Genomic DNA, 23,241 nt, shown 5'->3' on the forward strand with positions numbered 1-23,241 from the left:
GTCAATGAACATCTGTGATTGAGTGATGGTCTCAAAGAAGTCTTTATCGACATCGGTCAAAGGACCTGCCCAGGATCCTGCTAAGCAATCGTTAGTTGGCGATGTTGAGCCGAGATGCATGGTTAACCTGGAGTCTGTGTTTGCCGTACTGCGCGAGCAGTGTCCGGTGTCCATGCAATCGGATGTACAGCGGCTCGGGGCCGCTTTTTACTGCCGGATGGAAACGGATGAGTTTGCCAGGCGTACGCCGGAACAGTGGGCTGCATTGGTGATGGGCATGTTGGAGTTTGCACGTGTACGCAGTAGTGGCACGGCGAACGTGCGTGCGTGTAAACCTGCGATTCATGTCCACGGTTGGGACAGCTCCCACACCATGTTGCAGATTGTTAACGAGGATATGCCATTTCTGGTAGACACAGTCATCATGACTTTGGCGGAGTTGGGCATTGGTGTGCATTTGCTCTTTCATCCGGTGATCGAATTGACTCGAAACAATGAAGATAGGCTGATTGCGGTGGGGGAGGGGATCGCTGAATCGTTCATGGTGTTGGAGATCGATCGCCAGTCGACGGAGCAAATGGCGGTGGTCGAGAAGGCAATACGCAAGGCCTTGGATCAGGTACGCGCTGTTGTGGCTGATTGGGGCGCCATGCGTGAGCACATGCTGAGATTAGCCGAGTCTATGGACATGCGCTGTGTGCCGAACGAGGCAATGCGGCATGAGATGCAGGCATTTCTACGCTGGGTTGCGGCAGATCATTTTATTTTTTTCGGTTACCGTGAATACAGCGTTGCCAAGCATGGTGCAGAAGCCGTGTTGGCATCGTTGCAGGAGACTGCCTTAGGATTGATGCGTGCCCAGGATGTGTCACCGCCACGCCCAATGGCGAGTTTTGCAGCTTACCGTCTGAGTCAATCTGCCGGCCAAGATGATGCACTGATTTTGACCAAGACCAATGCACGTTCCCCGGTGCATCGGGGCGGATATATGGATTACATCGGTGTACTGGAGTTTGATGCTGAAGGACGCATGATCGGTGAGCGGCGCTTCCTGGGTTTGTTTACCTCCAGTGCATATTACTGCCGCCCTTGGGAGATCCCGTTCGTACGCCAGCGTTACCAATACGTGATGAACAAGTCAGGCCTGACGTTGGACAGCCATAGCGGCAAACTTTTGCGCCACATTCTAGAGACGCTCCCGCGTGAAGAGCTGTTTCAGTCTGGTGATGAAGCACTGTATCGCACTGCAATGGGTATTCTCGGCTTACATCATCGTGTGCGCAGCCGTTTATTTTTGCGTTGCGACAAGTACCAGCGTTTTATCTCAGCGCTGGTGTATGTGCCGCGCGAGTACTTCAATCAGGATGTACGTTCGCGTATTGAGGCATTGCTCAAGGATGTTTTGCATGGCGAATACATTGATTCTTCAGTGATAGTGAATGAATTGTCACCATTGGCACAATTGCATCTCATCATCAGGCCACAAAGTGGCTATGTGTTGGAACCCGATGATGCTCAGGCATTGGAAGAGCGTGTGGCGCATTTACTGCGTAACGGCCAAGACGCGCTCCGTGAAGTGCTGGTAACGCGTCACGGCGAGAATGTCGGCTTGCGCATGGCCGCGCTCTATGCACGTGCGTTGCCGGCGAATTACTTGGAAGAGTCTTCCATCGAGTCTGCGGCAGTGGATGTCGAACATTTGGCGGCATTGCAAGGTGCTGACGATCTGCGTTTGAGCTTGCATGCTTTATCGTGTGCCGATTCACCTGGGCTGCGTTTGAAACTGTACCGTCACTTGGACGGTATCCCGCTTTCAGATGTATTACCGATGATGGAGAATCTCGGGTTACGGGTGATTTCTGAACGGCTATACCGCTTGCATATTGCCCCTGTTCCAATGTGCATCCAGGATTTCGAAGTCCAATCTGCTGTCGGTGTCATTGATGTTACTGCTGTGGCGATGGCTTTCGTTGAAGCGTTCGTGCGGATCTGGGATGGTAATGCTGAAAATGACGGCTTTAACGGTTTGGTGCTTGCCGCCGGTCTACATTGGCGTCAGGTGGCGTTGCTGCGTGGCTACTGCAAATATCTGCTGCAAACTGGCGTCCCGTTCTCACAAAGTTACGTTGAAGCGACGTTTGCACAGTATCCACTGTTGGCGAGAGTGTTGGTGGAACTGTTCGACGCCCGTTTCAACCCGGCGATTGACGATGCCCCCAAACGATGGAAGGACAATCAACTACAGCGTCGAGTGCAGTTAACGGCCCTGGCCGATGGCGATACAGCTGTTTTAAAAGCACTGGAGCCAATGCTCGAAGCGAGTTTCAGTGATCGTCACGTCTATCGAGAGACTGTCCATGCGGTGCTGCTTAAGCTGATGGATCATGTAGCCAATGTGGACGAAGATCGTATCCTGCGTAGCTTCGTTGGTGTGATCGATGCGACCTTGCGTACCAATTATTATCAAACAGGCAAGCAGGGGCCGTTGGGTTCCTGTATCAGCTTTAAGTTTGATTCCACGCAGATACAGGATTTGCCCAAGCCGCACCCATACCGCGAAATTTTTGTTTACAGCCCCCGTGTGGAAGGCATTCATCTGCGTTTTGGTCCTGTGGCTCGTGGTGGTTTGCGCTGGTCTGATCGGCGTGAAGATTTCCGCACAGAGGTACTCGGTTTGGTGAAAGCACAGATGGTGAAAAATACCGTCATTGTTCCAGTGGGTGCTAAGGGCGGATTTTTCGTGAAGTGCTTGCCTTCCGTTGCTGATCGCGATGCGATCCAGGCCGAAGGCATTGCATGTTACACACTGTTTATTCAGTGCCTGCTGGATCTGACGGATAACATTGTCGATGGTCAGATCGTGCCGCCAGCGCAGTTGGTACGTTACGATCAGGATGACCCGTATCTGGTGGTTGCGGCCGACAAAGGCACTGCAACGTTCTCTGATATCGCCAATCGTTTGGCGTTGGAGCATGGTTTTTGGCTGGGTGACGCATTTGCCTCGGGTGGATCGGTCGGTTACGACCACAAAGGCATGGGCATCACTGCCCGTGGTGCCTGGGAGTCAGTCAAGCGCCATTTTCGTGCACTTGGGCGTGATTGCCAGAATGAAGATTTTCGTTGCATTGGCGTTGGTGACATGTCTGGTGATGTGTTTGGTAACGGCATGCTGCTGTCGCGTCATAGTCTTTTGGTGGCAGCCTTCGATCATCGCCACATTTTTTTGGATCCGATGCCGGATGCAGCTCTTTCGTTTGCCGAGCGTGAGCGCTTGTTTAAGCTGCCGCGCTCCAGTTGGGCCGATTACGATGCCACGTTGATCAGCAAAGGCGGCGGCATCTATCCGCGTACTTTGAAGTCGATTCAGATTAGCCCGCAGGTGGCCGAGGTGCTGGGTTTGGATAAAGGGATCAAGCAACTCTCTCCGAATGTGTTGATCAGCGCGATTCTCAAAGCACCTGTGGATCTGTTTTGGAATGGTGGCATCGGTACCTATGTCAAGGCGAGCAGCGAGACGCATGCCGATGTTGGTGATCGTGCCAATAATGCTCTACGCGTCAATGGCCTTGAGCTACGTTGCAAGGTCGTCGGTGAAGGCGGCAACTTGGGGTTAACCCAGCTTGGTCGCATTGAGGCGGCACAGCGCGGTGTGTTGCTCAACACGGATTTCATCGACAATTCTGCCGGCGTAGACACCTCTGATCACGAGGTCAACATCAAAATTCTGCTGAATGATGTCGTGCAGGCCAAGACGCTCTGTTTCGATGCGCGCAACGCGCTATTGGCGTCAATGACTGATGATGTGGCGCAGTTAGTGTTGTGGGACAACATCCGTCAAAATCAGGCGTTGAGCTTGATGGAACGGATGAGTGTCAAGCGTCTTGGTTCCAAACAGCATTTTATCCGTACCCTTGAGAGGCAGGGATTGTTGGATCGGCAGATCGAATTCCTACCATCGGACGCTGAGTTATCAGCACGTAAGGCACGTGGTTTGGGTTTGACTCGGCCGGAGCTTGCGGTGTTGTTGTCGTACTCCAAACTGGTTGCATTTCAGCAATTGCTTGCATCTGATGTGCCTGAAGATCCTTATCTGTCACAGGAATTGCAACGCTACTTTCCGGAGCCGTTGCAGAAGGCTTATGCCCATGTGATGGAGCAGCATCGTTTGAAACGCGAGATCATCGCGACGGCGGTAACGAATACGACCATTAATCGCATGGGAGCAACGTTCCTGATGCGGATGCAGGAGGACACCGGGCGCAGTATTGGCGAGGTTGCCAAAGCCTACACGATGAGCCGCGAGACGTTGGGTGTTCGTGCCTTGTGGGCTGAGATTGATGCATTGGATGGACGGATCCCCGAGTCGGTGCAGATGGATGCATTAGAGGTGATCTGGCGTTTGCAGTGGTCATGTGTGCGTTGGTTGCTGTTGCGTCCTGGCCAGATGCCGGATATTGCTGTGGTGGTGGAGCGTTACCGCGGGGCGTTCAACGCTATCCGTCCGGTGGCTGCCGTGTTGCCAGAGATGCAACGTGCGGCGTACGAGGCTAGTTTGCAGGACTGGAAGGAGAAGGGGCTTTCCCAGACGTTGGCTCAGCAACTGTCTGAACTGTGTTTCTTGGGACAGGCGTTTGACATGATTGAATTAGCACATATGTCCAAGCTTCACCCCGTGGAGGTTTCCAAGGTGCATTTCTGTTTGGGTGCTGCATTGGGGTTGCCCTGGTTGTTTGCACACATTGATGCACTGGAAGTGACTGGCCGCTGGCAGGCGATTGCGCGCGGCGTGTTGCGTGATGAGTTGGCAGCGCACCAGCGCTCTTTGTCCGGGCATGTGTTGGCAATGCCTGGAATGAGTGCTGAGGAAAAGGTTGACCAATGGATTGGGCGTGATGACAGCAGTTTGCGTTTCACACTGTCGATGTTGGCTGAATTGAACGAGCAGAAGACGCTGGATTACCCAACGCTCTCGGTTGCGGTACAGCGTTTAGGGCAGCTTGCTGCGCATGGTGCTTGAGTGCGTGGCCGCTGCTGTGCTCTTTAATTCTAAATGGGTCGTGTGCTTGCAGTATGCTGAAGGGCTTGATCTTTGGAGATGATGATGACTGCCGCACCTCGCATTGCGTTCCTGGCCAGTACCGCTGAACCGGCACAACGGGCACGCCAGGAGTTGATGGCCCGTTATGGTGATTGTTCGATTGAAGAGGCCGATGTGCTGTGTGCTTTGGGAGGCGATGGCTTCATGTTGCGGACTTTGCATCGTCATGGGGCAAGCGGTAAGCCGGTATACGGTATGAAACTTGGTTCAGTCGGTTTTCTGATGAATCAATATCATGATGACCTGCTGGAACGCTTGCAGCGTGCTGAACCGGCCAAACTGCGTCCGTTACAGATGATGGCACAGACAGAATCTGGTGTCAGTGTCGAATCACTTGCCTATAACGAGGTGTCGTTGCTGCGTCAAACGCATCAGGCGGCGTATATCAGTATTGATCTCAATGGCCAAACTCGGATTGATGAATTGACCGGTGATGGTGTCATCGTTGCGACTCCGGCCGGTAGCACCGCTTACAACTATTCCGCACATGGCCCCATTTTGCCGTTGGGATCGCATACGTTGGCGTTGACACCGATTGCTCCGTATCGGCCGCGACGTTGGCGCGGTGCGATCCTTAAGGCCGATACGGAGATTCGTTTGCGTGTATTGGACCCTTATAAGCGTCCCGTCAGTGTGACCGCCGATTCCCATGAAATTCGCGATGTTGTTGAGGTCACGATCCGTGAATCGACCGAGCAGCGCGTGACGTTGCTGTTTGACCCTGAGCATAATCTTGAGGAGCGTATCTTCAGCGAGCAGTTTGCTTTCTGAGCCATTTCTCGCCTCTCTGACCAGGATGCCAGTTCAGGAAGAAGGGAATGTTTGAGTTGTTCTTTCCACATCATGAACGTTGTATATGCCAGATCATTCTCATAGGTTGCTGACCGTTGCGGTGACTTCACGTGCCTTGTTCGATCTCGAAGAGGGGCATGCCTTGTTTGAGCGCGATGGTGTCGATGCGTATGCTCACTATCAACGCGCACATGAGGATGATGTCCTACAACCTGGTGTCGCGTTCCCCGTCGTCCGTAAGTTACTGGCATTGAATTGGGGAGAAGGGGGCGATATTCCGCGGGTTGAGGTGATTTTGTTGTCGCGTAATTCTGCTGACACTGGCTTGCGTATCTTCAATTCCATTCAGCACTACGGTCTTGGAATTGTGCGTGCCACTTTCACCTCTGGTGAGGCGACATGGCCTTATGTCAAACCCTTTGGTACGGATTTGTTTCTATCGGCCAACCCGGTATCAGTACGGCGTGCGTTGGAGCATGGTATTGCTGCAGCAACGATCATGCCCCGCAGGCTGGGTGAACGTGTGGAGGCGGCGGCTGTTACCGACAACGTGTGTAGTTCCTTACCAGTGCAACTGCGCATTGCCTTTGATGGTGATGCAGTCATCTTTGGTGATGAGGGGGAGCGTATGTCTCGCGAGCAAGGCGTGGAGGCGTTTGGTCGCTATGAGCGTGAACGTGCACGTGAGCCGTTAACCGGTGGGCCGTTCCGTAATTTTTTATCTGCGCTCCAAGCATTACAGGCTGCATTCCCATCCGGTGAAGCTTCACCGATCCGTACGGCATTAGTCACCGCGCGCTCAGCGCCGGCGCATGAGCGGGTCATCCGCACCCTGCGGGAGTGGGGCGTGCGTTTGGATGAGGCGCTGTTTTTGGGGGGACGGCATAAGGGGCCATTTCTGGAAGCTTTTGGGGCGGATATTTTCTTCGACGATTCGCAGCACAATATTGACAGTGCCCACCAGCATCAAAGTGTGGCGGCAGGGCATGTTCCGCATGGCGTTGCCAACGATCCGGGATGAGCCGCTGTTAAGACTTGCTCTAGCTGCATGCTAGGGGTTTGGGATCATAAGACAGTGAAAGCTGTACGCGTTCTGTAAAGTGGGTGGGATGTATCTGTATATCACGGAAAACTGAACGCTTTTGGTAATCATAGTGAGAGCTTGGTGTTGCCGTAACGACGCATGAGTCACGTGCTGACAGACGATAATGGCTCGATGATTTTTATTATGTGCTATCCATTTCTTTTGGGGTCATCTAAATGATTATCCTGTTCGTTCGGTGTATGTTTTATTTTTCTTTTTACAATCGTTGCGATACTTACATCTGCGGAGTTCATTGATGAAGGCTCACCTTGGAGAAACACGTTCTACTTGCAGGTTGTTGCGTGCACAGCAGCCTTTCATCGGAAAACAAGGGCTTGACTATGCAGTTGGGATTTCTGCCGAGACTGTTGGTGCCACGGTAATCAATCTTCAGCTCGTCACCATTGCTCCTGGTGCAAAAGCAAAGACCCACATGCACGCAGGCCACGAAACAGCAATCTATGCGCTCACGGGTGTATCGCACGTCTGGTATGGCTCAAGATTGGAGGAACATGCGATTGTTGCGCCGGGCGACTTTTTTTACATACCGGCTGGTGTACCACATCAGCCTTATAACAATTCTAATGAACCAGCCGTTGTACTGGTCGCACGTAGTGATCCAAATGACCAGGAAAGCGTAATAATGCTTCCTGAGCTTGATGTGTTGCATCCTTAGTTTTATTTTGCAGCATACTTGTAGCCAAGGCCCTTCCCAATAAGGGCTGATCGTGTCTTTACTCAGAGTCTCTAATTACTCTCAGGGACGGCATATAGGATTCTTCGATCCCTTGTTTTGTATGCCGATGTGTGGTTGTGCTGGAGTCCGATGAATTTGCAAGAACGCATGTTCAATGTGAGGAGCTGGGCATGCTGGATTGAACCTTCGAGTCATTCAAGCAAGCATAGCTTTTAGTTGTACACGTAAGATCATGCCTTGCCACAGAAGATAGGGCCTGGAACCCCGCGATTTACCTATCACTGAAACCGGAAATCAATTTTGATCGGTAAACCATCACAACATCTTAAACTCATGTGATTGAAAAATGATTGTCGGCTACGCGCGCACGTCCACGGCTGACCAGATGGCCGGGTTTGATGCCCAGCTCCAAGAACTTAAAGCCGTTGAATGCAAGAAAATGTTCCAGGAGCAAGTCTCCTCGGTGGGCGGTGGGCAAACGTGCGCAACTGGAGGCGGCGCTGGAGTTCCTTCGTGAGGGGGACGTGCTGGTGGTCACCAAGCTCGACCGGCTGGCGCGGTCGGTGGCAGATCTGATGCAGGTGATCCAGACGCTGGATGGCAAGTCAGTTGGGTTGCGCGTGCTGAACCTAGGGATGGACACCCACACACCCACGGGCAAGCTGATGTTGACCGTGCTGGGTGGCGTGGTGCAGTTCAAGCGGGAGATGATGTTGGAGCGCCAGCGTGAGGGCGTAGCCCGCGCCAAGGATGCGGGCAAGTACAAGGGGCGTAAACCCATTTCAGCCGCGCAGAAGACCATACATCTATCCAATGATGCACTTTTGCATTTTGATCGGATACATACACCTCGCGCACTTCTTCGCCGGTCGGCTGCTCCCCCACCTCTTGGCTGGCTGCTAGCGAACGCGAAGCCGTCGACGTTCCTGCTTCTGCTCGTGTTGCCCTTGTTGCCCTTGTTGTTGAGTCTGCTTCTGAACACGTTTCTGATGATTATCGATAGCCTTGCTAACAGCCGCATGTACCTGCCGTTCAACCGCTTCGATACCGAGCGCACTCTTAGTGGCAAGATCATTGAAATCGGTGAAGCCTTTCGGATTATCCGCCTGTTCACCTGGCGCGAAGATTGGGAAGAACGCCGTACCGTCTACAGCACGCGCTGCCTCTTGAGCCTTGGTCCTTCCTGGATTGTTAGGTAAAGACTGATCATCGTCACCGGCAATCAGAATAGGCTTGTCTGGGAAAGACTTGTGCAATGCTTTGGCAACACCTTCCAGATTGCCAGCATCAAATGCGGCAACGGTCCCATAACCCAATGCCTGAGACACTTGCGCCACAGTGGCATAGCCCTGGCCAATGACGATCACGGGCGCTGCTGCGATAGCAGCAAGACCCCCTATGGGGTGAAAACAACCCTCCTTACGCCCCCCTTTTGCAAATCGCTTTGTACCGTCCTCTTGGATGTATTGCATCGTCCATTGCTTACCATCCGAATCGATAGCTGGAATGTAGGTCTTCTGGCCATCACTGTCAGTGTATATACCAGCCTGTGGCGTAATGCCTTTAGCTTTTAGATAGGGCGTCGGCTCGATAACAGTCACAAGATCATCCATCTGCTTTACGACATGTTGCGCGACAGCCTCTTGTTCTTGCTGCTGCTGCTCTGCGCGTGCAGCCAATTTTGCGGTTGCCTCCGCTTGCATTGCGGCCTTTTGCTCTGGATCAAGCGAGTACCCTTTGCTTTTCCACTTCAATTCGATGCCAGTACGGTTGTTCTTGATATAGCCGTATGGGTGACCGTCGAGGTAAGCGACATAAAAACCAGCCTTTCCCCCCTTTTTGTCTCCTTCGACCTCAATACGGTATTTCTTAGCGTCCATGAAGGGATGTTCACCACTCACGAGACATCCCATGCTTCGTAACGTCTCTGCAAATTCTTTTTCTGGAGAAAGTGCCGGAACTTGCCGACTCATGATCTCCGTAGCAATCCACGGCTTCAACTTATCAAGATCAGCTCCAGGATTTGCATACCAACATTGGGCAGCATTATCCCAATCAACTGCATTATTAGCGTTCGGAAGCTTTCCACCGATTTATTTGACCGGGTGTCATCGCAATGAAGCGGGTTGCAGGAATGCCTTTGGCTTTTAGGGCTTGAGCTAAGAGGGTAGGTGGTTCTTCTACGGCTTCGTCGGTCAGGCGGAAGGTGCCCCAATGCACTCCCAAGGCTTGGTGTGCGCCTACGTCGCACATAATCTGCACGGCTTCTACGGCATTGATGTGTTGGTTGTGCATGAACCAGCGTGGCGCATAGGCGCCGATAGGCAGGATGGCCAGATCTGGAGCACCGCAGCGTTGCGCTATTGCGTGGAAGATGCTGCCATTCCCATAGGCGGTGTCGCCAGCAATGTAGAGGCTCCCTTGGGGTGTGTGTAGGTGGAAGCCGCCCCACAGTGCCATGCGCCTGTCTCGTAAGCCGCGTGCCGACCAGTGGTAGGCGGGGACGACGCTGATTTTGGTGGGTTCGTTTGTCAGTTGTATTGAATCCCACCAATCAAGGGTGTGTATATGCAGGTCAGGGACGCGCTTGCGGATGATGGCATCGTTGCCCAGTGGGGTGACCACTTGGGGGGCATGAGCTATCTGGAGGCGTGCCAGGGTGGTCAGGTCCAGATGATCGTAGTGGTTGTGGGTGATGAGTACATAATCAATGGGCGGTAATGCGTTGAAGTCGATACCAGGGGAGTTCCAACGTCGCGGACCCAACCAGGAGAGTGGGCTGACCCGTTCGGACCATACGGGGTCAACGAGTAGGTTGAGTCCTGCAATTTGTATCAGCACGCTGGAGTGGCCAATCATGGTGATGATGGGGTGCTGGCTGCGTGCGATGGGGGTAGCGACGTGGGTGGGTGGTACGTCGCGCCAAGGGGGCAGGTGGCGACTCTCCCAGCGCCAGCGCAACAGATCGCTGAATGGTTTGTCGGTGTTGGGTTGGCCTGGATTGAAGAAGCGTAGGCCGTCGAAGTGGTCGCTTAATGGGCCTTGATAGTAGCGGTTATGTGGCATGGGGCAGTGATGGTTGTGGACAGTGATCGAGGGATGTCACTGATGGTCCGAAGGGGGCTGGTGTGAGGTGCCTTTACGGCGAGCTGGTCTGTGCCAGACTGGATGGCGAAGTAGGCCGGTTTCTTTTGATCTCAGAATTCAAGGTCCAGTGCGGCGCAGAGGTAGTCTATGAATGGTGCCAGTAGGTGCAAGCTTGTTTCCAAGGTGCGGCGCAGGTGCGGTCCGGTCATGAGGGTGTTTTCCAGCGGTCGCCAAAGTACCCAGCTGCGGTGCTTGAGGTCATCTAGAAAGGCGAAATCGCTGGGGAAGCCGCGTGGTGCCCGGATGAGTTTTTCGTCTTCGTACAGGGTAAATGTACGGCGTCGTTGGGGGGCGTGTGCAGAGGTGTGCCAACTGGCGGGATTGTCAAAGATGAATTGGCGGATACGGCGTTGTGTGTCTGATGCTGGTTGCCATATTCCGCCACCGACGAAGCTTTCGTCCGGTTGCAGTTGTATGTAAAAGGAGGGGGTTGGCACTTCGCGCCTACGGGCATGGAACAGGCGTGCACCTTGCCAGGTTTTGTATGGCGACTTGTCCTTGGAGAAGCGTGCGTCACGATAGATACGGAATAGGGAACCACCTTGGGGACGTGGATCGGCGCGGTAGTGTTCGCTGATGTCAGCCAGGCAGGGTTGCAAGTCAGTGATGAGACGTAGAAAGGGTGTCTGTACATGTTCGATGTACTGCGGTTTGTGTGCGGTAAACCATATCTTGTCATTGTGGTGTGCCAGTTCCTGCAAGTACTTGAAGCTGTTGTCGGTGAAGTATGTGGTCATAGGGTTCGGGATAGTTCGGAGCCCCAGGCGGCGAGTTGGTCCAATAGGGTCTGTTTGGTGGCATCTTGGGAGTGCGTTATCCGTAATTCCGCAATTTGGGCGTGGTATTGGTCGAAGGTGAGTTCTGATAGGCCGGTGTCGGTGGTCAGACGGCGTCGCCGATAGGTGTCCCAGCGTGTCTGTTCGTCGCAAGAGAGGGTTTCTGGAAAATTACGTGCGCGGTAGCGGAACAGCAGTTCGATGAGACGTGGATCGCGAAGGCGCTGTTCGAACGTTACCAAGGTGTCAGGAGAGGAGGCGCGTAGTTGTGGCAGGAGGCGGCGGTCCTCTTCGGTGAGGAAGCCGTCGTACAGTGAAGCATCAGCGTCGTTGGCGGTGTTGTAGGTATGGCTGAAAACGTTGCGGACTTTTTCGGCCAAATCTGGTCCGCATGCGCGCAGTTGTGCCGCTTTGGTTTCTAGCATGCTCGGGTCCATGCCAAGGCGTGTGAAGTCCGATGCACGCAGGTGGTTCCAGGCGATCAGGGCCGGTACTTTGTTGAGGTGGACTTCTTTCAGTGGGATACGTTGCTCGCCTTCGGGTAAATCCAGGGCTGGGGTGTACAGGTGGTCGGCGATGTCTTCTGCAGACAGGCGCAGCAGTGTGTCTATGTCGCCGTTCAAGTCGAAAACAATGATGCGGTTGTTGATGTGTGGGTGTGTGGTCAGTGGCAGCACGGCGGCGGCGCAGTGTTGTGTGGCAGGATAGCGCTGTGAGATATGCAGTACTGGTTGTATTGAGGTGATGTCGAGCAGGTTGGCGCAAAAGCGTTTGTCACGCAGTTGCAGTGCGTAATTCCAGAGGCGCGGTTGTGCGGCGCGGAATTTACGCGCCATGCTGATGGTGGCATAAACATCTGATAATGCTTCGTGTGCTGTGCCTTCGCGTGCATGGTTGGCAAGGGCTAGGTGTTCGAGTTTGAATGAGGGGGCACCGTCTTCACGTGTTGGCCAGTGGATGCCTTCTGGGCGTACTGCGTGCATGAGTCGCAGCATGTCCAGCAGGTCCCACCGTGAATTGCCGTTGCGCCACTCGCGTTCGTATGGGTCGTAGAAGTGACGGAATAGCCCGTAGCGGATGAATTCGTCGTCGAAACGTAGGGTGTTGTAGCCGAGTGAGCAGGTGTGTGGTTGTGTCATCTGCATTGCAATGTGCGCGAAGGCTGCTGCTTCATTGATGCCTTCACGTTGTGCGTGTTGCGGAGTGATCCCGGTGATGAGTGTGGCGTAGGGTGAGGGGAGCAGGTCATCGGCGGGTTTGACGAGAAAACTAATTGGTTCTTCGATGACGTTTAATTGGGTGTCCGTCCGTACTGCGGCAAACTGTGCGATGCGGGTACGACGGGGGTCCTGACCGAAAGTTTCTAAGTCGTAGAACAGAAAGCTGGGCGGCATCGTGCGTAGGATCTGTGGAGAGGAATGCGTGGAGTAATGGTATTGCAACGCCGCTTAGTAATCAGGAAGCTGGCAGTTAGATAACATTGGATTATTATGAAATATTAGTCTCAAGATGATTACATATACATCTTAGTTATTTTTCAGAATCACTGATTGGAAGGCGCACAATGCTCAAGGATATTTTATGAAAAGAAAAGGTTATAAAAAAATAATATTGGCAACACTTATCTCCGTTTTATTGATAGGAAGTGCCGGTGCCGTTTATGCAACTCAGCCATACGTATCAGAGAAGCTTATTTTGTCGGAGGAGACTGTGGATGCCATTTCCAATGCAATGTCCAGAGATGGAAAGACCATGGCGTGGAATTATGATTTTACAGGGCCATCTGGTGCTTTCCCTTCCTCTTCCCAGTCCAATGCGACTATACACTCAGGGAAAAATTGGAGCATAAAAACAAAAGTCAAGACATTAATATTTGGAAATTTAGGCAGATCTGAGATTTGGGCATTTTCTAACGATGGAAAAGTTGCCGCTGGATTTTCATCCTTTAAGAAAGAGGGAGGAGCATACATACACGCAACGATCTGGTCAGAAAGAAATTGGGAGAACAAAACTGACCTAGGAACCTTAAGAAACGATAATGCAGGTAATTCTATTGTTTTCTCACTCTCTGCCGATGGGAAAATTGCTGCGGGAACTTCTGAATCAGCAACCCCCTTTCAACGTGCAACCATTTGGTCAGGTAACAATTGGGCGACAAAAACAGATCTTGGAACGCTAAGAAACGATAATTCTGGTGGTTCTTCTGTTAGTTCACTCTCTTCTGATCGGAAAATCGCTGCAGGAAACTCTGAGTCTGATCTTAAAGAAGATGTAACTAGTAATTTTTATCAACGCCCAGTCATCTGGGCAGGTGATAATTGGGCAACGAAAATCGACGTCGGAACGTTAAGAAAAGATAATTTAGGAAAGGCCCAGATCAATGCACTCTCTAATGATGGAAAAATTGCAGCAGGGACTTCTGAGATTGATACTGTTACCAAAGAGGTTTACCAACAAGCAACCATCTGGTCAGGAGAAAACTGGGCAACAAAAACACGCTTAGGATCACTAAGAAGCGATAATTTAGGTAACTCGCAAGTGATTGCACTTTCTGCTGATGGGAAGATCGCCGCCGGATATTCCGAAACTGACTCTAAAACCATTCATGCAATCATTTGGTCAGGGGAGAATTGGGAAACTAAAACGGATTTGGGAACATTTAAAAGTGATAATGCAGGATCATCCGGAATTGAGGCGCTCTCCGCTGATGGCACCATTGCCGTAGGATTTTCTTCAACGGATGCAAAAGGCCGACGTGCAGTTCTTTGGAAAATCATTTATCCAGCAGCATCATCGGAAAGCGGATCAAATGCCCCAAACTCTGCTCACATTCACTTGCCGATGCAGCCAACACAGTAAGCTCGTTATTGCGCTTGAATGCATCAAGCTTTTTACTCATAGAGTGACCTTGTTATAAGAGTGGCCCGCCTGCAGCAGCGCTGCAAATAGAGATAAGCTGGGCGCTCTTTACGTTGTAGATCTAGCCTGTTTCAGGTGGGACGATGGATTGGTCGAAATTCTGACTGTATGCCTCTTATTGGATTGTTTGCTGTCCCGTTTCTTGTTGAATAGCTGTCTGAACAATAGTGGTCATACTGGGCGCCAGCTATTGATGCGCAATGGGGTGTTTCTTTGCCTGGGTGTAGTGGTAAGCGGGAAAATTTGTTCTGTCAGTTGTGGTTCAGGTACCTTGCATCTGGCGTGCGTTTGGTGATGAGTCTGGCCTCGTTGTTCGTTTGGTATGAGTCAGGGTAATGTTGGGCAACGCATAGTCATCGTGAACGTCCCAAGCTTGTAAGCAGGGATGGGGAATGGGTATGTCATGAACTTCTCCACATGCGCGCCTTCTGTACATTGGGGAGCCATCATGTCGTGGGCTGCTTCAGTGGTGGACTGGTCGAAGATGTGATCAGTGCAAGGGGCAAGGTGGCGTGTTGAATGCCTATTGATCAGCATAAATGTAGTGTGATTGCTTACTTGAGACAGGTATATGCATCAATTGATGTGAGTCACATAGAGTGATGGCGGTGTATGTAGAGTCTCTGTAGTGATGTAGAGGGCGAGGTTCAGCGAGACATCACCGATGTTTTCATAAAGATGCTTCATGATGGAGGTGGTTGCTGAGGTTATATCTTCAGTGCGTTGAATGAGAATGGAGTGATATCAGTCGTGGTGATTATCTTCGGTGCAGTGGTTCAATCAGAAAGATGAATATGGTGTCATCTGAATGATTGGGGATAGCAGAATCGCTAATGTTGGCGGCTGCTATGCGTGGTATGGCTGCGACATTTTTTTCACAATTCATGGTTTCTTGCATGCATTCGATTCAAATCGTTCTTGCGATGTTGCTAGTCGTGGCAGCCAGTGGTTACCTGGTACGTATTATTCCATTTTCAATGCCGTTGCCTTTGTTGCAGATTGCGCTTGGTGCGGTGATCTCTGGTGTCTTTGATGGTGGTTATGAGTTACAGCCTGAGGCGTTTTTCTTACTGTTTTTGCCGCCGCTACTGTTTTTGGATGGTTGGCGCATTCCTAAGCAAGGTTTATTCCGCGATAAAAATGTGATTCTCGAGTTAGCGCTGGGATTGGTGGTTTTTACTGTATTGGGTATCGGTTTTCTGATTCATTGGATGATTCCGACAATGCCGCTGCCGCTGGCTTTTGCGTTGGCGGCGATTTTGTCGCCTACCGATCCTGTTGCGCTGTCTTCGATTACTTCAAGGGTGCCCATTCCCAAGCGCATGATGCATATTTTGGAAGGCGAGTCGCTGCTTAACGATGCGACTGGGCTGGTCTGTTTCCAATTTGCAGTTGCGGCTGTGTTGACTGGGCATTTTTCGTTGGCCACTGCTTCGCTGACTTTTGTTTGGGTGCTTGTGGTCGGTTTGAGTTTGGGTATAGCGACAACGTATGTGCTCAGTCGAGTACAGAGGTGGGTTTGGCGTCATTTTGGCGGGGAGCCGGCGGCGGCGATTCTGTTCAATCTGTTGACTCCTTTTGCTGCCTATCTGTTGGCTGAGAGTATGCAGGCTTCGGGAATTTTGGCGGCAGTTGCTGCCGGAATCACGATGAGTTATGTCGAGTTGAGTGGGAATGCTCAGGCGACGATACGGGTACAGCGCTGGGCGGTGTGGGAAACGGTGCAGTTTACTTTCAATGGCATTATTTTCGTGCTGCTCGGCGAGCAATTGCCTGGAATCCTTGATGATCTCGTTCACAGTGCACAGCAAGCTGGGTATATGAATGTGGGATGGTTACTGGTTGACGTTGCTGTGATTAGCGCCGGATTGATGTTGTTGCGTTTTTTATGGGTGTGGTTGTCATTGCAGTGGAATTTGTTTAAAGCGGTGTGTTGCGGCAAGCAGCGTATCAGTCCGCCGTGGCAGATTGTGGTGGCGATGTCGTTGTCTGGGGTGCGTGGTGCGGTTACTTTGGCCGGGGTGCTGACATTGCCGTTGTTGATGCCGGATGGTACGCCGTTGCCGGCACGGCAGTTGGTAATCTTTTTGGCCGCCTCAGTCATTCTGGTTTCGCTGTTACTGGCGAGTGTGGCTTTACCGTATTTGCTGCGTGGTTTGGAGCTTCCCGAGAAGAGTAGTTATGACAAGGAAGAGGATTTCGCGCGTAGAGTATCGGCTCAGGCTGCACTTGAGGCAGTGGAGCGGCTACGTCAGAGGTTGGTTGAGGATAGTGCTAATGCTGAGCGCTACAATGAGGCTGCTCATCAGGTCAGCCAATTGTATCAACGCAAGCTTGGGGCCGTTGATCTGGCCAATGTCGATCCACAAGAAACCAAGGTATTCGAGCAGGTTGTACGGCGCTTTCGTCAGGTGGGTTTGGCCGCTGAGCGTGATGAGTTGTTTAGGTTGGCACGTGAGCACAATATTTCCGATGAGTTGTTGCAACGGATGGTGCGTAATTTGGATTTGATTGAGGCACGCAGGCGCAGTTAGTTGAACAGGGGGCTATGTTGGATGGAATGCATCTGTGTTGTTGCAAGGTAGTAGCGCGGAGTTTGATGTTTGAGTTGTGGTGTCATTGGGTGCAATGGCTGTAGATGTCTTATCGATAACACACATTCTTTGATGGTGTCGTGTTTAGTGTTGTTGAAATGTACGTTGCGGTTGCCTGCTTTAGTGTCGTTGAGGTGTCACGTGCGACGAGTATTGATTGGTGTTGATGTGTCTTGTGCTTGCCATTTTTGCATCGTTGGTAGCAGGTTAAATGACTGCTTTCAACGGTGCGGAAGAAAGCAAAAGATCGTTGTATTTGTTGGGTCTGTCGTTGCGGTGGACAGGCTGCAATGTCTCTGTTGTGGAGTACGCTGATGCCTGATAACAGTGTCGATTATGAGGATGAGGATAGCCTGCTTCAGGATTTTGACGATACCGATGATGATTCCGTTGGGGTTTGGAATTTGCTGGTGTTGATCAATCCTGGGGATCGGGATGCTGTGTTCAGTCAATTCAATGCGTGGCGGGACAGAGTGGCAGATCTCGATCTGGGCAGTGATTGTGTTCAGGCTTGGCTTTGGGCATTGAAGGATGTGATCGACTGGCGCTCAGGATTTTATACTGAGGGAAAGGACATTAAATCTTTCGTAGACGCGGTGGATGAATTGGTCGCGCGTTGGAATTTGCGTATTGATTGGGGAGGGGATTTAGATGACGACGATTTTTTTACTGTTAGCGATGTTCCTCAATTGATGGCCCTTGCTTATGATTGTTTACGTGAGCATGGTTATACGCTGTGGAATTGGGATACGGATGGAAATAGTTATGCTGGTTGGATTGCGCTGAGCCGTGATGATGAGGCTATGTTGACATTGTGTTCAATGCTTGGTCTGGAGGTGCGTTATGGCAATGAAGCATTTTGAGCGGCTGTGCAATGTTGATTTATATGCAGTACCCCCTACCCCTCATTTCATTTTTTTCCAGGTAAGAAGAGGAATATGTAGGCAGTGTTCTATTTCTGGGGCAGTGAGGGTGGTAGGTATGCCTGAATACGATGCAATGGTGGTGTGTTAATCGTGGGTTGCAATGATGGTGAATGTATTTCGGGGTATGAGTCTGTTTATGGGGTTCATTGGTGTATTAGATCCTGACAGAGCAATCCGTTTCAATTAATTAGTGGTTTGCTTTGCAGGGATTTGACATTGAACGCAGCGCGTACTTTTCACTGCTATAGATCGTTTATGCATTATATGGGGATAGTGTTTAAGACGATGGGGGAGGGTTCAGAGTATGTGCGGCGGTTCGCTGCCGATGATAACTAGGTCCGCACAGCGACGGGCGAACAGGCCGACGCAGACGACCCCTGGGATTTGATTGAGTTCTTGCTCTAGCTTTACCGGGTCGGTGATGCATAAGTGATGTACATCCAGGATAACGTTGCCGTTATCTGTAATGACCCCTTCACGCCATACTGGTTGACCGTCGGTACGTGCCATGATTTGCCTTGCAACCAAGCTGCGTGCCATTGGGATCACTTCGATGGGTAGTGGGAACTTGCCTAGTGTTGCTACCTGTTTGTTTGGGTCGATGATACAAATGAATTGTTTGCTTGCTTCAGCGATGATCTTCTCGCGTGTTAATGATGCGCCGCCTCCTTTGATAAGGCGTTTGTAAGGGTCGCACTCGTCTGCACCGTCCACATAGAGTGGGAGTGTTCCGGTATGATTGAGTTCCAGGACTTCAATTCCGTGTTGTTTTAAATGTGCTGTGCTCTGTTCGGAGCTGGATACTGCACCTTTGATGCGTTTTGGGGTGTGTCCTAGTGCGTCGATGAAGTAGGCGACTGTTGAGCCGGTGCCGACGCCGATAATCATATCGTTCTCGACGTATTCGATGGCCTTTTCGGCGGCGCGCCGTTTTGCTTCGCTCATGGGGTTATCAATGATGATGGGGATGTGGGAAGGCGCACAGGCATTGGCTGGCTGTGTTGAGTTCACTCTAGTGACAGTAGCAATTTCCATTGGCTCGTAGTGACCGGGAATACGGAAAGCCGGTTGCCGCGTGTGATCAGTGGAAAGCCTTCACCGAGGGTTTTGGCATATTGTTTGATATTTTCAAGTGTGATGGTGCGTGCTAGTTTGCGCTCGAATGCGATGTCTACCAAGTACCAGCGGGGCTGCTCTCGATTGGCTTTGGGGTCGTAATAGTCGGAGTTTGGGTCGAATTGGCTTTCGTCCGGATAGGCTGCGCTTGCTATTTTGGCGAGGCCGACGATTCCCGGGGGCTTGCAGTTGGAATGGTAGAACAACACACCGTCGCCGATATGTATTTTGTCGCGGATGAAGTTGCGTGCTTGGTAATTGCGTACGCCGTTCCATGGCTCGGTACCAACCTGCTGTAGATCATCAATTGAGAAAGCATCTGGTTCGGATTTCATTAACCAGTAGTGACGTGTGCTCATGTGGACACAGTAGTGGTGAATAGGAGTGTGGTCAGTTCAGTGCAGATCGCATCGACGGGGATGTCCCAGGCTTCAGTTGGCAGTGCGCTGACTTGCTGTACTGTGAAGCCAACACCAACAAGCCAGGGAGGGGGCGACTGGCGATTGCGGAATGCGAAGCTGCGGTCATACCAGCCACCGCCCATTCCGAGGCGATGTCCTTGAGTATCGAAGCCGACCAGCGGTGTGACTACCAGTGTCATCGTTTCTGGAGTTAGGGTTTCATCCAGTGTCACGTCTGGTTCGGGGATGCCGTAGCTGTTTTGTTTCAGGGGTTGTCCGGGGTGCCACGGTGCAAAGCGCAATGTTTTACCTGCCAGTATTGGTAAGCAATAGCGTACTTGTGTAGGGAGTCTGGTTTGCCAGTGATGCAAGGGGATCTCTCCATTCATCGCCCAGTAACCGGCTACTGCGCCGGATTGGGGTGCGAATGGGAGTGTTAGTAGGTGTTCTGCCAGTGTTACACCAGCGGCCAGACGTGCGTGTTCATGGATTGCATGTCGGCGTGCGCGCATGTGTTGACGGAGGATGGAGCGGTTGTCAGTCATCGGTTTGGATGTTTGGAGCAAACAACAACTGTCTGATTGGGTTTAAATCTCAGATGGCTTGACTGACTTTGGAGGCTTTGGGGGGCGATACGATAGGGATGAGTGTTCCAATAGTGTTGAGTCAGATGGTGAATGCTTCAGCTTGATTTAACTAATTTTCAGATGAATGGAGAATTTTTTTCAAAAAATGAAGAGCCACCTACAAAATTTTGTTTGTAAGCAAGCATTGCATTCTCCGCTATGACGATGCTCGCGAAACGACCTTGAACCAGTGGTTCAAGTGGCGGCGTTGAAATACCATTGGGCTTTCCGCTCCTAAGGCAGACTTGCACTCCCGGTATCGTCGCGCCTCCTTGGTCGTGATTAAGGGACAAGGCTAAATGTTTGCACGCGCCGTCGTTCACAGCAGAGAACGCTTAGTGATTATATCCATCGTGAAGCATTTTTGTAGTCTATTTTACATTGAGCTAAATGATAGCTTTTGACGTTAACAGTCAATGGGATGTATCCATCGCATTCTTCAGGCGCTGTTGCAGTGTATCCAGTGCTGTCAGCAATACACGCTCTCTATCCGCGTGTTTTTCATGTAGTTGTTGCAGCTCGTGAGCTAAGTTGAGTGCTGCAAGTACTGCGATGCGATCTATGGATGCCATGCGGTTGCTGCTGCGGATCTCACGCATGTGTGCGTCGAGCAGTTGTGCTGCAGAGATTAAGCCCTTGCGTTCTTCGATGCCAACTCCGACGGTATATTCACGGTCGAGGATGCGTATGCTGACCGGTTCAGTATCGCTCACGTGTGCTGCTCCAGGGTCTTAAGACGTGTAATCATTGCTTCAACGCGCGAGCGTGCTTGTTCGTTTTTTGCTAGAAGTTCGCGACGTTCAAGCATCATCTGATGATGCTGGCAGCGCAAATTGTGATTTTCCTCAGCTAAACGTTGACAGTATTCGATCAGCCTCTCTAGCTGCGCTGCTAGAGAGTGGAGTTCGGTGAGGGCATCAGGCTGATCCATGCGTGCAAGACTAGGTGCCGTTTGGAGTGTTGGTCAAGCACGTGTGGGGAGTGCCCTCTATCTGTCGTTCGATTAGCTTTCAAGAAACGAGTAGGCCTGCGTATGTCCATGTAAAAGTTGTTACACTGGAAATCTTCAGAGTCTGCAGTATCATGAGCTTAAATAAAGATCTTTACTGCCCGCTTTAAATGGAATCTCCCATGCATCTTCCTGAAGTGATTGCGGTGGAACAAGAAAGCCAGCAGATGGGTTTGTCTGTCACTGCTCCAGAGCTTCATGGCAGCCTATCCGGTTTGTTAGCCGGTGGAGGGTGCAATGGGCCTGATTGGTTGGCAATGATTCTAGCCGATGCGGGAGTGGCTGCGCCTCCCAAAGGGAGTGTGCTTGAACGGCTCTATCAGGCCACTGCGTCGCAATTGGAGGATCCTGATTTCGCCTTTCAATTACTGTTGGCCGATGATGGAGCGACTTTGGCCGCACGTGCCCACGCTCTATTTGAGTGGTGTCGTGCTTTTCTGGGTGGCTTTGGCTTGGCGGCTCACTGCCGTTCGGTACTGTCTGCGGAAGGTGATGAGATCCTGCGTGATCTAGCTAAGTTGGCCCAAGCATCAGTCGACGACTTCGACATGAATGAAGAGAAGGAGGATGGGTCATTGGAAGAGATTGAAGAATTCGTGCGTGTGGCAGTGTTGTTGCTGCATGGGGACTGTTTGATTGGTCCGTGCGCTCCTCAGCGTCTTAATTGAATCGAATCGTGAAGAAACATACAGGCATTGCCCCTGCCGAATATGGGCGTCGTCGCCGTCAATTGATGAAGATGGTTGGTCCCCAGGGCATCGTTGTGCTGCCTGCTGCGCCTGAGCGGGTACGTAGCCGTGATACTCATTATCCGTACCGTCAGGATTCGGATTTTTGGTACCTATGCGGCTTTCCCGAGCCCGATGCGGTGTTGGTGCTGGTGCCAGGGCGTTGCCATGGTCAAGTCCTGCTGTTCTGTCGCGAACGCGATCCTGAGCGCGAGGCATGGGATGGTCCACGTTCCGGGTACGATGGCGCAATCGAGCAGTACGGCATGGATGATGCGTATCCGATTGATGATTTGGACGAAATCTTACCCGGTCTGCTCGAAGGTAGGTCCCATGTCTATTATCATTTCGGTCGTGATGTTGAATTTGATCTAAGGTTGATTGGTTGGGTCAATCGTGTGCGTGATCAGGTGCGCTACGCTGCGGATTCTCCACACGAGTTTATAGACCTGGGGCATCTGCTGCATGAGCAGCGTTTGTTCAAATCTTATGATGAAATTGTGTTGCTTCAGTGTGCAGCTGATATCAGTGTCGAAGCGCATCTTGCCGCGTTGCGCTATGCGCATCCTGGCGTCTCTGAATATGTGTTGCAGGCTGAGCTTGAGCGTGTGTTCCGAGCTGCTGACAGTTGTCCGGCGTATACAAGTATTGTTGCTGCTGGCGCTAATGCGTGCGTATTGCATTACTGTGCCAATGCGGAATGCAGTCGTGATGGGGATTTAGTGTTGATTGATGCCGGTGCAGAGTACCGCGGTTATGCTGCTGACATTACCCGTACTTTTCCTGTCAACGGTCGTTTCAGTCCTGCCCAGCGTGCGCTATACGATCTGGTCGGTGCTGCTTATGATGTTGCATTAGCGCAGGCGCGGCCTGGGTTGCCATATGAGGCTGGTCATTTGTCTGCGGTGCAGACATTGACTGAGGGGTTGCTGCGGCTTGGTCTGTTGCATGGCACGTTGGAGGATAATTTGGCTGATCAGAGTTACAAGCGCTTTTATCGTCACAAGACTGGGCATTGGTTGGGTTTGGACGTGCATGATGTTGGTGACTATCGCATTGATGGTAAGTCTCGATTACTTGAGCCTGGCATGGTATTTACGATTGAGCCAGGGTTATACGTTCTTCCGGACGATACGACTGTCCACCCGAAGTGGCGCGGCATTGGTATACGTACCGAGGATGATGTATTGATTACGGAAGATGGGCATTGTGTGCTGACAGGAGTGTTACCACGCTCAGCTGATGAAATCGAGGCGGAGATGGCTGCGGTGCAGTGAGAAGTGTTTGATGTGGCTGGGGCATTCGCAAAACTAAATGTTTGAGTATAT

Annotated in this window: 17 protein-coding genes, 1 other RNA gene and 2 pseudogenes; 10 read left to right on the forward strand and 10 right to left on the reverse strand. The window is 51.5% G+C overall.

What is annotated here, in order from left to right; genetic code table 11:
- Positions 1-25 precede the first annotated feature (25 nt).
- The 5 genes and pseudogenes from F7G16_RS07695 to F7G16_RS12790 all read left to right on the forward strand — a co-directional run.
- Positions 26-5,017, forward strand: coding sequence for an NAD-glutamate dehydrogenase (locus F7G16_RS07695; protein ID WP_038232879.1), 4,992 nt, complete (start codon positions 26-28; stop codon positions 5,015-5,017).
- An 84-nt stretch (positions 5,018-5,101) separates the two neighbouring features.
- On the forward strand, positions 5,102-5,869 hold the full coding sequence (locus F7G16_RS07700) for an NAD kinase (RefSeq protein WP_011097790.1): 768 nt from the start codon (positions 5,102-5,104) through the stop codon (positions 5,867-5,869).
- Positions 5,870-5,954: 85 nt separating this feature from the next.
- Complete coding sequence (locus tag F7G16_RS07705) at positions 5,955-6,911, forward strand: 5'-nucleotidase (protein WP_004091210.1); 957 nt, start codon at positions 5,955-5,957, stop codon at positions 6,909-6,911.
- 319 nt (positions 6,912-7,230) lie between these two features.
- Positions 7,231-7,650 (forward strand): cupin domain-containing protein, encoded by a 420-nt coding sequence (locus tag F7G16_RS07710; RefSeq protein ID WP_004091208.1) that lies wholly within the window; start codon positions 7,231-7,233, stop codon positions 7,648-7,650.
- A gap of 419 nt (positions 7,651-8,069) precedes the next feature.
- Positions 8,070-8,375: pseudogene (locus F7G16_RS12790) on the forward strand (recombinase family protein); the annotation flags it as partial.
- Positions 8,376-8,570: 195 nt separating this feature from the next.
- On the opposite strand, the pseudogene F7G16_RS11940 reads toward F7G16_RS12790, so the two are convergent.
- The 4 genes and pseudogenes from F7G16_RS11940 to sbcB all read right to left on the reverse strand — a co-directional run.
- Positions 8,571-9,764, reverse strand: a pseudogene (locus F7G16_RS11940) (zincin-like metallopeptidase domain-containing protein); the annotation flags it as partial.
- A complete protein-coding gene (locus F7G16_RS07720; protein WP_004091201.1) occupies positions 9,739-10,737 on the reverse strand; it encodes an MBL fold metallo-hydrolase in 999 nt (332 codons plus the stop codon). The pseudogene F7G16_RS11940 and the gene F7G16_RS07720, both read right to left, overlap by 26 nt.
- Before the next feature lie 131 nt (positions 10,738-10,868).
- On the reverse strand, positions 10,869-11,555 hold the full coding sequence (locus tag F7G16_RS07725; protein ID WP_004091197.1) for a DUF2461 domain-containing protein: 687 nt from the start codon (positions 11,553-11,555) through the stop codon (positions 10,869-10,871).
- Positions 11,552-12,988: an exodeoxyribonuclease I gene (gene sbcB, locus F7G16_RS07730; RefSeq protein WP_004091195.1), complete on the reverse strand. Its 1,437-nt coding sequence runs from the start codon at positions 12,986-12,988 to the stop codon at positions 11,552-11,554. The genes F7G16_RS07725 and sbcB overlap by 4 nt, the downstream gene beginning before the upstream one ends.
- 187 nt (positions 12,989-13,175) lie before the next feature.
- Here sbcB and F7G16_RS07735 point away from each other — a divergent pair, with 187 nt between their 5' ends.
- The 3 genes from F7G16_RS07735 (at position 13,176) to F7G16_RS07745 (ending at position 17,970) form a co-directional block, all read left to right on the forward strand.
- Positions 13,176-14,453 carry a hypothetical protein gene (locus F7G16_RS07735; protein WP_012382545.1) on the forward strand — a complete coding sequence of 426 codons (1,278 nt, stop codon included), beginning with the start codon at positions 13,176-13,178 and terminating at the stop codon, positions 14,451-14,453.
- Positions 14,454-15,370: 917 nt separating this feature from the next.
- Positions 15,371-17,047 carry a Na+/H+ antiporter gene (locus tag F7G16_RS07740; RefSeq protein WP_413790127.1) on the forward strand — a complete coding sequence of 559 codons (1,677 nt, stop codon included), beginning with the start codon at positions 15,371-15,373 and terminating at the stop codon, positions 17,045-17,047.
- Positions 17,048-17,421: 374 nt separating this feature from the next.
- Positions 17,422-17,970, forward strand: coding sequence for a DUF6630 family protein (locus tag F7G16_RS07745; protein WP_004091187.1), 549 nt, complete (start codon positions 17,422-17,424; stop codon positions 17,968-17,970).
- A gap of 360 nt (positions 17,971-18,330) precedes the next feature.
- Here the strand turns inward: F7G16_RS07745 and rpiA are convergent, their stop codons facing one another.
- The 6 genes from rpiA to F7G16_RS07775 all read right to left on the reverse strand — a co-directional run bounded on the left by rpiA (position 18,331) and on the right by F7G16_RS07775 (position 21,107).
- Positions 18,331-18,978: a ribose-5-phosphate isomerase RpiA gene (gene rpiA, locus F7G16_RS07750; protein ID WP_004091185.1), complete on the reverse strand. Its 648-nt coding sequence runs from the start codon at positions 18,976-18,978 to the stop codon at positions 18,331-18,333.
- A gap of 62 nt (positions 18,979-19,040) precedes the next feature.
- Positions 19,041-19,508 carry an EVE domain-containing protein gene (locus tag F7G16_RS07755; RefSeq protein WP_004091182.1) on the reverse strand — a complete coding sequence of 156 codons (468 nt, stop codon included), beginning with the start codon at positions 19,506-19,508 and terminating at the stop codon, positions 19,041-19,043.
- Positions 19,505-20,095 carry a 5-formyltetrahydrofolate cyclo-ligase gene (locus tag F7G16_RS07760; protein ID WP_004091180.1) on the reverse strand — a complete coding sequence of 197 codons (591 nt, stop codon included), beginning with the start codon at positions 20,093-20,095 and terminating at the stop codon, positions 19,505-19,507. Before F7G16_RS07760 ends, F7G16_RS07755 begins: the two co-directional genes overlap by 4 nt.
- Before the next feature lie 228 nt (positions 20,096-20,323).
- Positions 20,324-20,510, reverse strand: a non-coding RNA gene (gene ssrS / locus F7G16_RS07765) — 6S RNA.
- 79 nt (positions 20,511-20,589) lie between these two features.
- Positions 20,590-20,889: a cell division protein ZapA gene (locus tag F7G16_RS07770; RefSeq protein ID WP_004091179.1), complete on the reverse strand. Its 300-nt coding sequence runs from the start codon at positions 20,887-20,889 to the stop codon at positions 20,590-20,592.
- Entirely contained in the window at positions 20,886-21,107 is a 222-nt protein-coding gene (locus tag F7G16_RS07775; RefSeq protein ID WP_004091178.1) for a TIGR02449 family protein, read from the reverse strand. The genes F7G16_RS07770 and F7G16_RS07775 overlap by 4 nt, the downstream gene beginning before the upstream one ends.
- A 188-nt stretch (positions 21,108-21,295) precedes the next feature.
- Here F7G16_RS07775 and F7G16_RS07780 point away from each other — a divergent pair, with 188 nt between their 5' ends.
- Together F7G16_RS07780 and F7G16_RS07785 are read left to right on the forward strand one after the other, a co-directional pair.
- On the forward strand, positions 21,296-21,853 hold the full coding sequence (locus F7G16_RS07780) for a YecA/YgfB family protein (RefSeq protein ID WP_011097797.1): 558 nt from the start codon (positions 21,296-21,298) through the stop codon (positions 21,851-21,853).
- Between the two features lie 8 nt (positions 21,854-21,861).
- Positions 21,862-23,190, forward strand: coding sequence for an aminopeptidase P N-terminal domain-containing protein (locus F7G16_RS07785; RefSeq protein WP_012382548.1), 1,329 nt, complete (start codon positions 21,862-21,864; stop codon positions 23,188-23,190).
- Positions 23,191-23,241 lie beyond the last annotated feature (51 nt).

This window comes from Xylella fastidiosa (assembly GCF_011801475.1).
Lineage (GTDB): Bacteria > Pseudomonadota > Gammaproteobacteria > Xanthomonadales > Xanthomonadaceae > Xylella > Xylella fastidiosa.

What these genes read in the sequence shown, in the direction of transcription:
- F7G16_RS07695 (WP_038232879.1), top strand. Translation starts at nt 26, where the DNA reads ATGGTCTCAAAGAAGTCTTTATCGACATCGGTCAAAGGACCTGCCCAG.
- F7G16_RS07700 (WP_011097790.1), top strand. Translation starts at nt 5,102, where the DNA reads ATGACTGCCGCACCTCGCATTGCGTTCCTGGCCAGTACCGCTGAACCG.
- F7G16_RS07705 (WP_004091210.1), top strand. Translation starts at nt 5,955, where the DNA reads ATGCCAGATCATTCTCATAGGTTGCTGACCGTTGCGGTGACTTCACGT.
- F7G16_RS07710 (WP_004091208.1), top strand. Translation starts at nt 7,231, where the DNA reads ATGAAGGCTCACCTTGGAGAAACACGTTCTACTTGCAGGTTGTTGCGT.
- F7G16_RS07720 (WP_004091201.1), bottom strand. Translation starts at nt 10,737, where the DNA reads ATGCCACATAACCGCTACTATCAAGGCCCATTAAGCGACCACTTCGAC.
- F7G16_RS07725 (WP_004091197.1), bottom strand. Translation starts at nt 11,555, where the DNA reads ATGACCACATACTTCACCGACAACAGCTTCAAGTACTTGCAGGAACTG.
- sbcB (WP_004091195.1), bottom strand. Translation starts at nt 12,988, where the DNA reads ATGCCGCCCAGCTTTCTGTTCTACGACTTAGAAACTTTCGGTCAGGAC.
- F7G16_RS07735 (WP_012382545.1), top strand. Translation starts at nt 13,176, where the DNA reads ATGAAAAGAAAAGGTTATAAAAAAATAATATTGGCAACACTTATCTCC.
- F7G16_RS07740 (WP_413790127.1), top strand. Translation starts at nt 15,371, where the DNA reads ATGGCTGCGACATTTTTTTCACAATTCATGGTTTCTTGCATGCATTCG.
- F7G16_RS07745 (WP_004091187.1), top strand. Translation starts at nt 17,422, where the DNA reads ATGCCTGATAACAGTGTCGATTATGAGGATGAGGATAGCCTGCTTCAG.
- rpiA (WP_004091185.1), bottom strand. Translation starts at nt 18,978, where the DNA reads ATGAGCGAAGCAAAACGGCGCGCCGCCGAAAAGGCCATCGAATACGTC.
- F7G16_RS07755 (WP_004091182.1), bottom strand. Translation starts at nt 19,508, where the DNA reads ATGAGCACACGTCACTACTGGTTAATGAAATCCGAACCAGATGCTTTC.
- F7G16_RS07760 (WP_004091180.1), bottom strand. Translation starts at nt 20,095, where the DNA reads ATGACTGACAACCGCTCCATCCTCCGTCAACACATGCGCGCACGCCGA.
- F7G16_RS07775 (WP_004091178.1), bottom strand. Translation starts at nt 21,107, where the DNA reads ATGGATCAGCCTGATGCCCTCACCGAACTCCACTCTCTAGCAGCGCAG.
- F7G16_RS07780 (WP_011097797.1), top strand. Translation starts at nt 21,296, where the DNA reads ATGGAATCTCCCATGCATCTTCCTGAAGTGATTGCGGTGGAACAAGAA.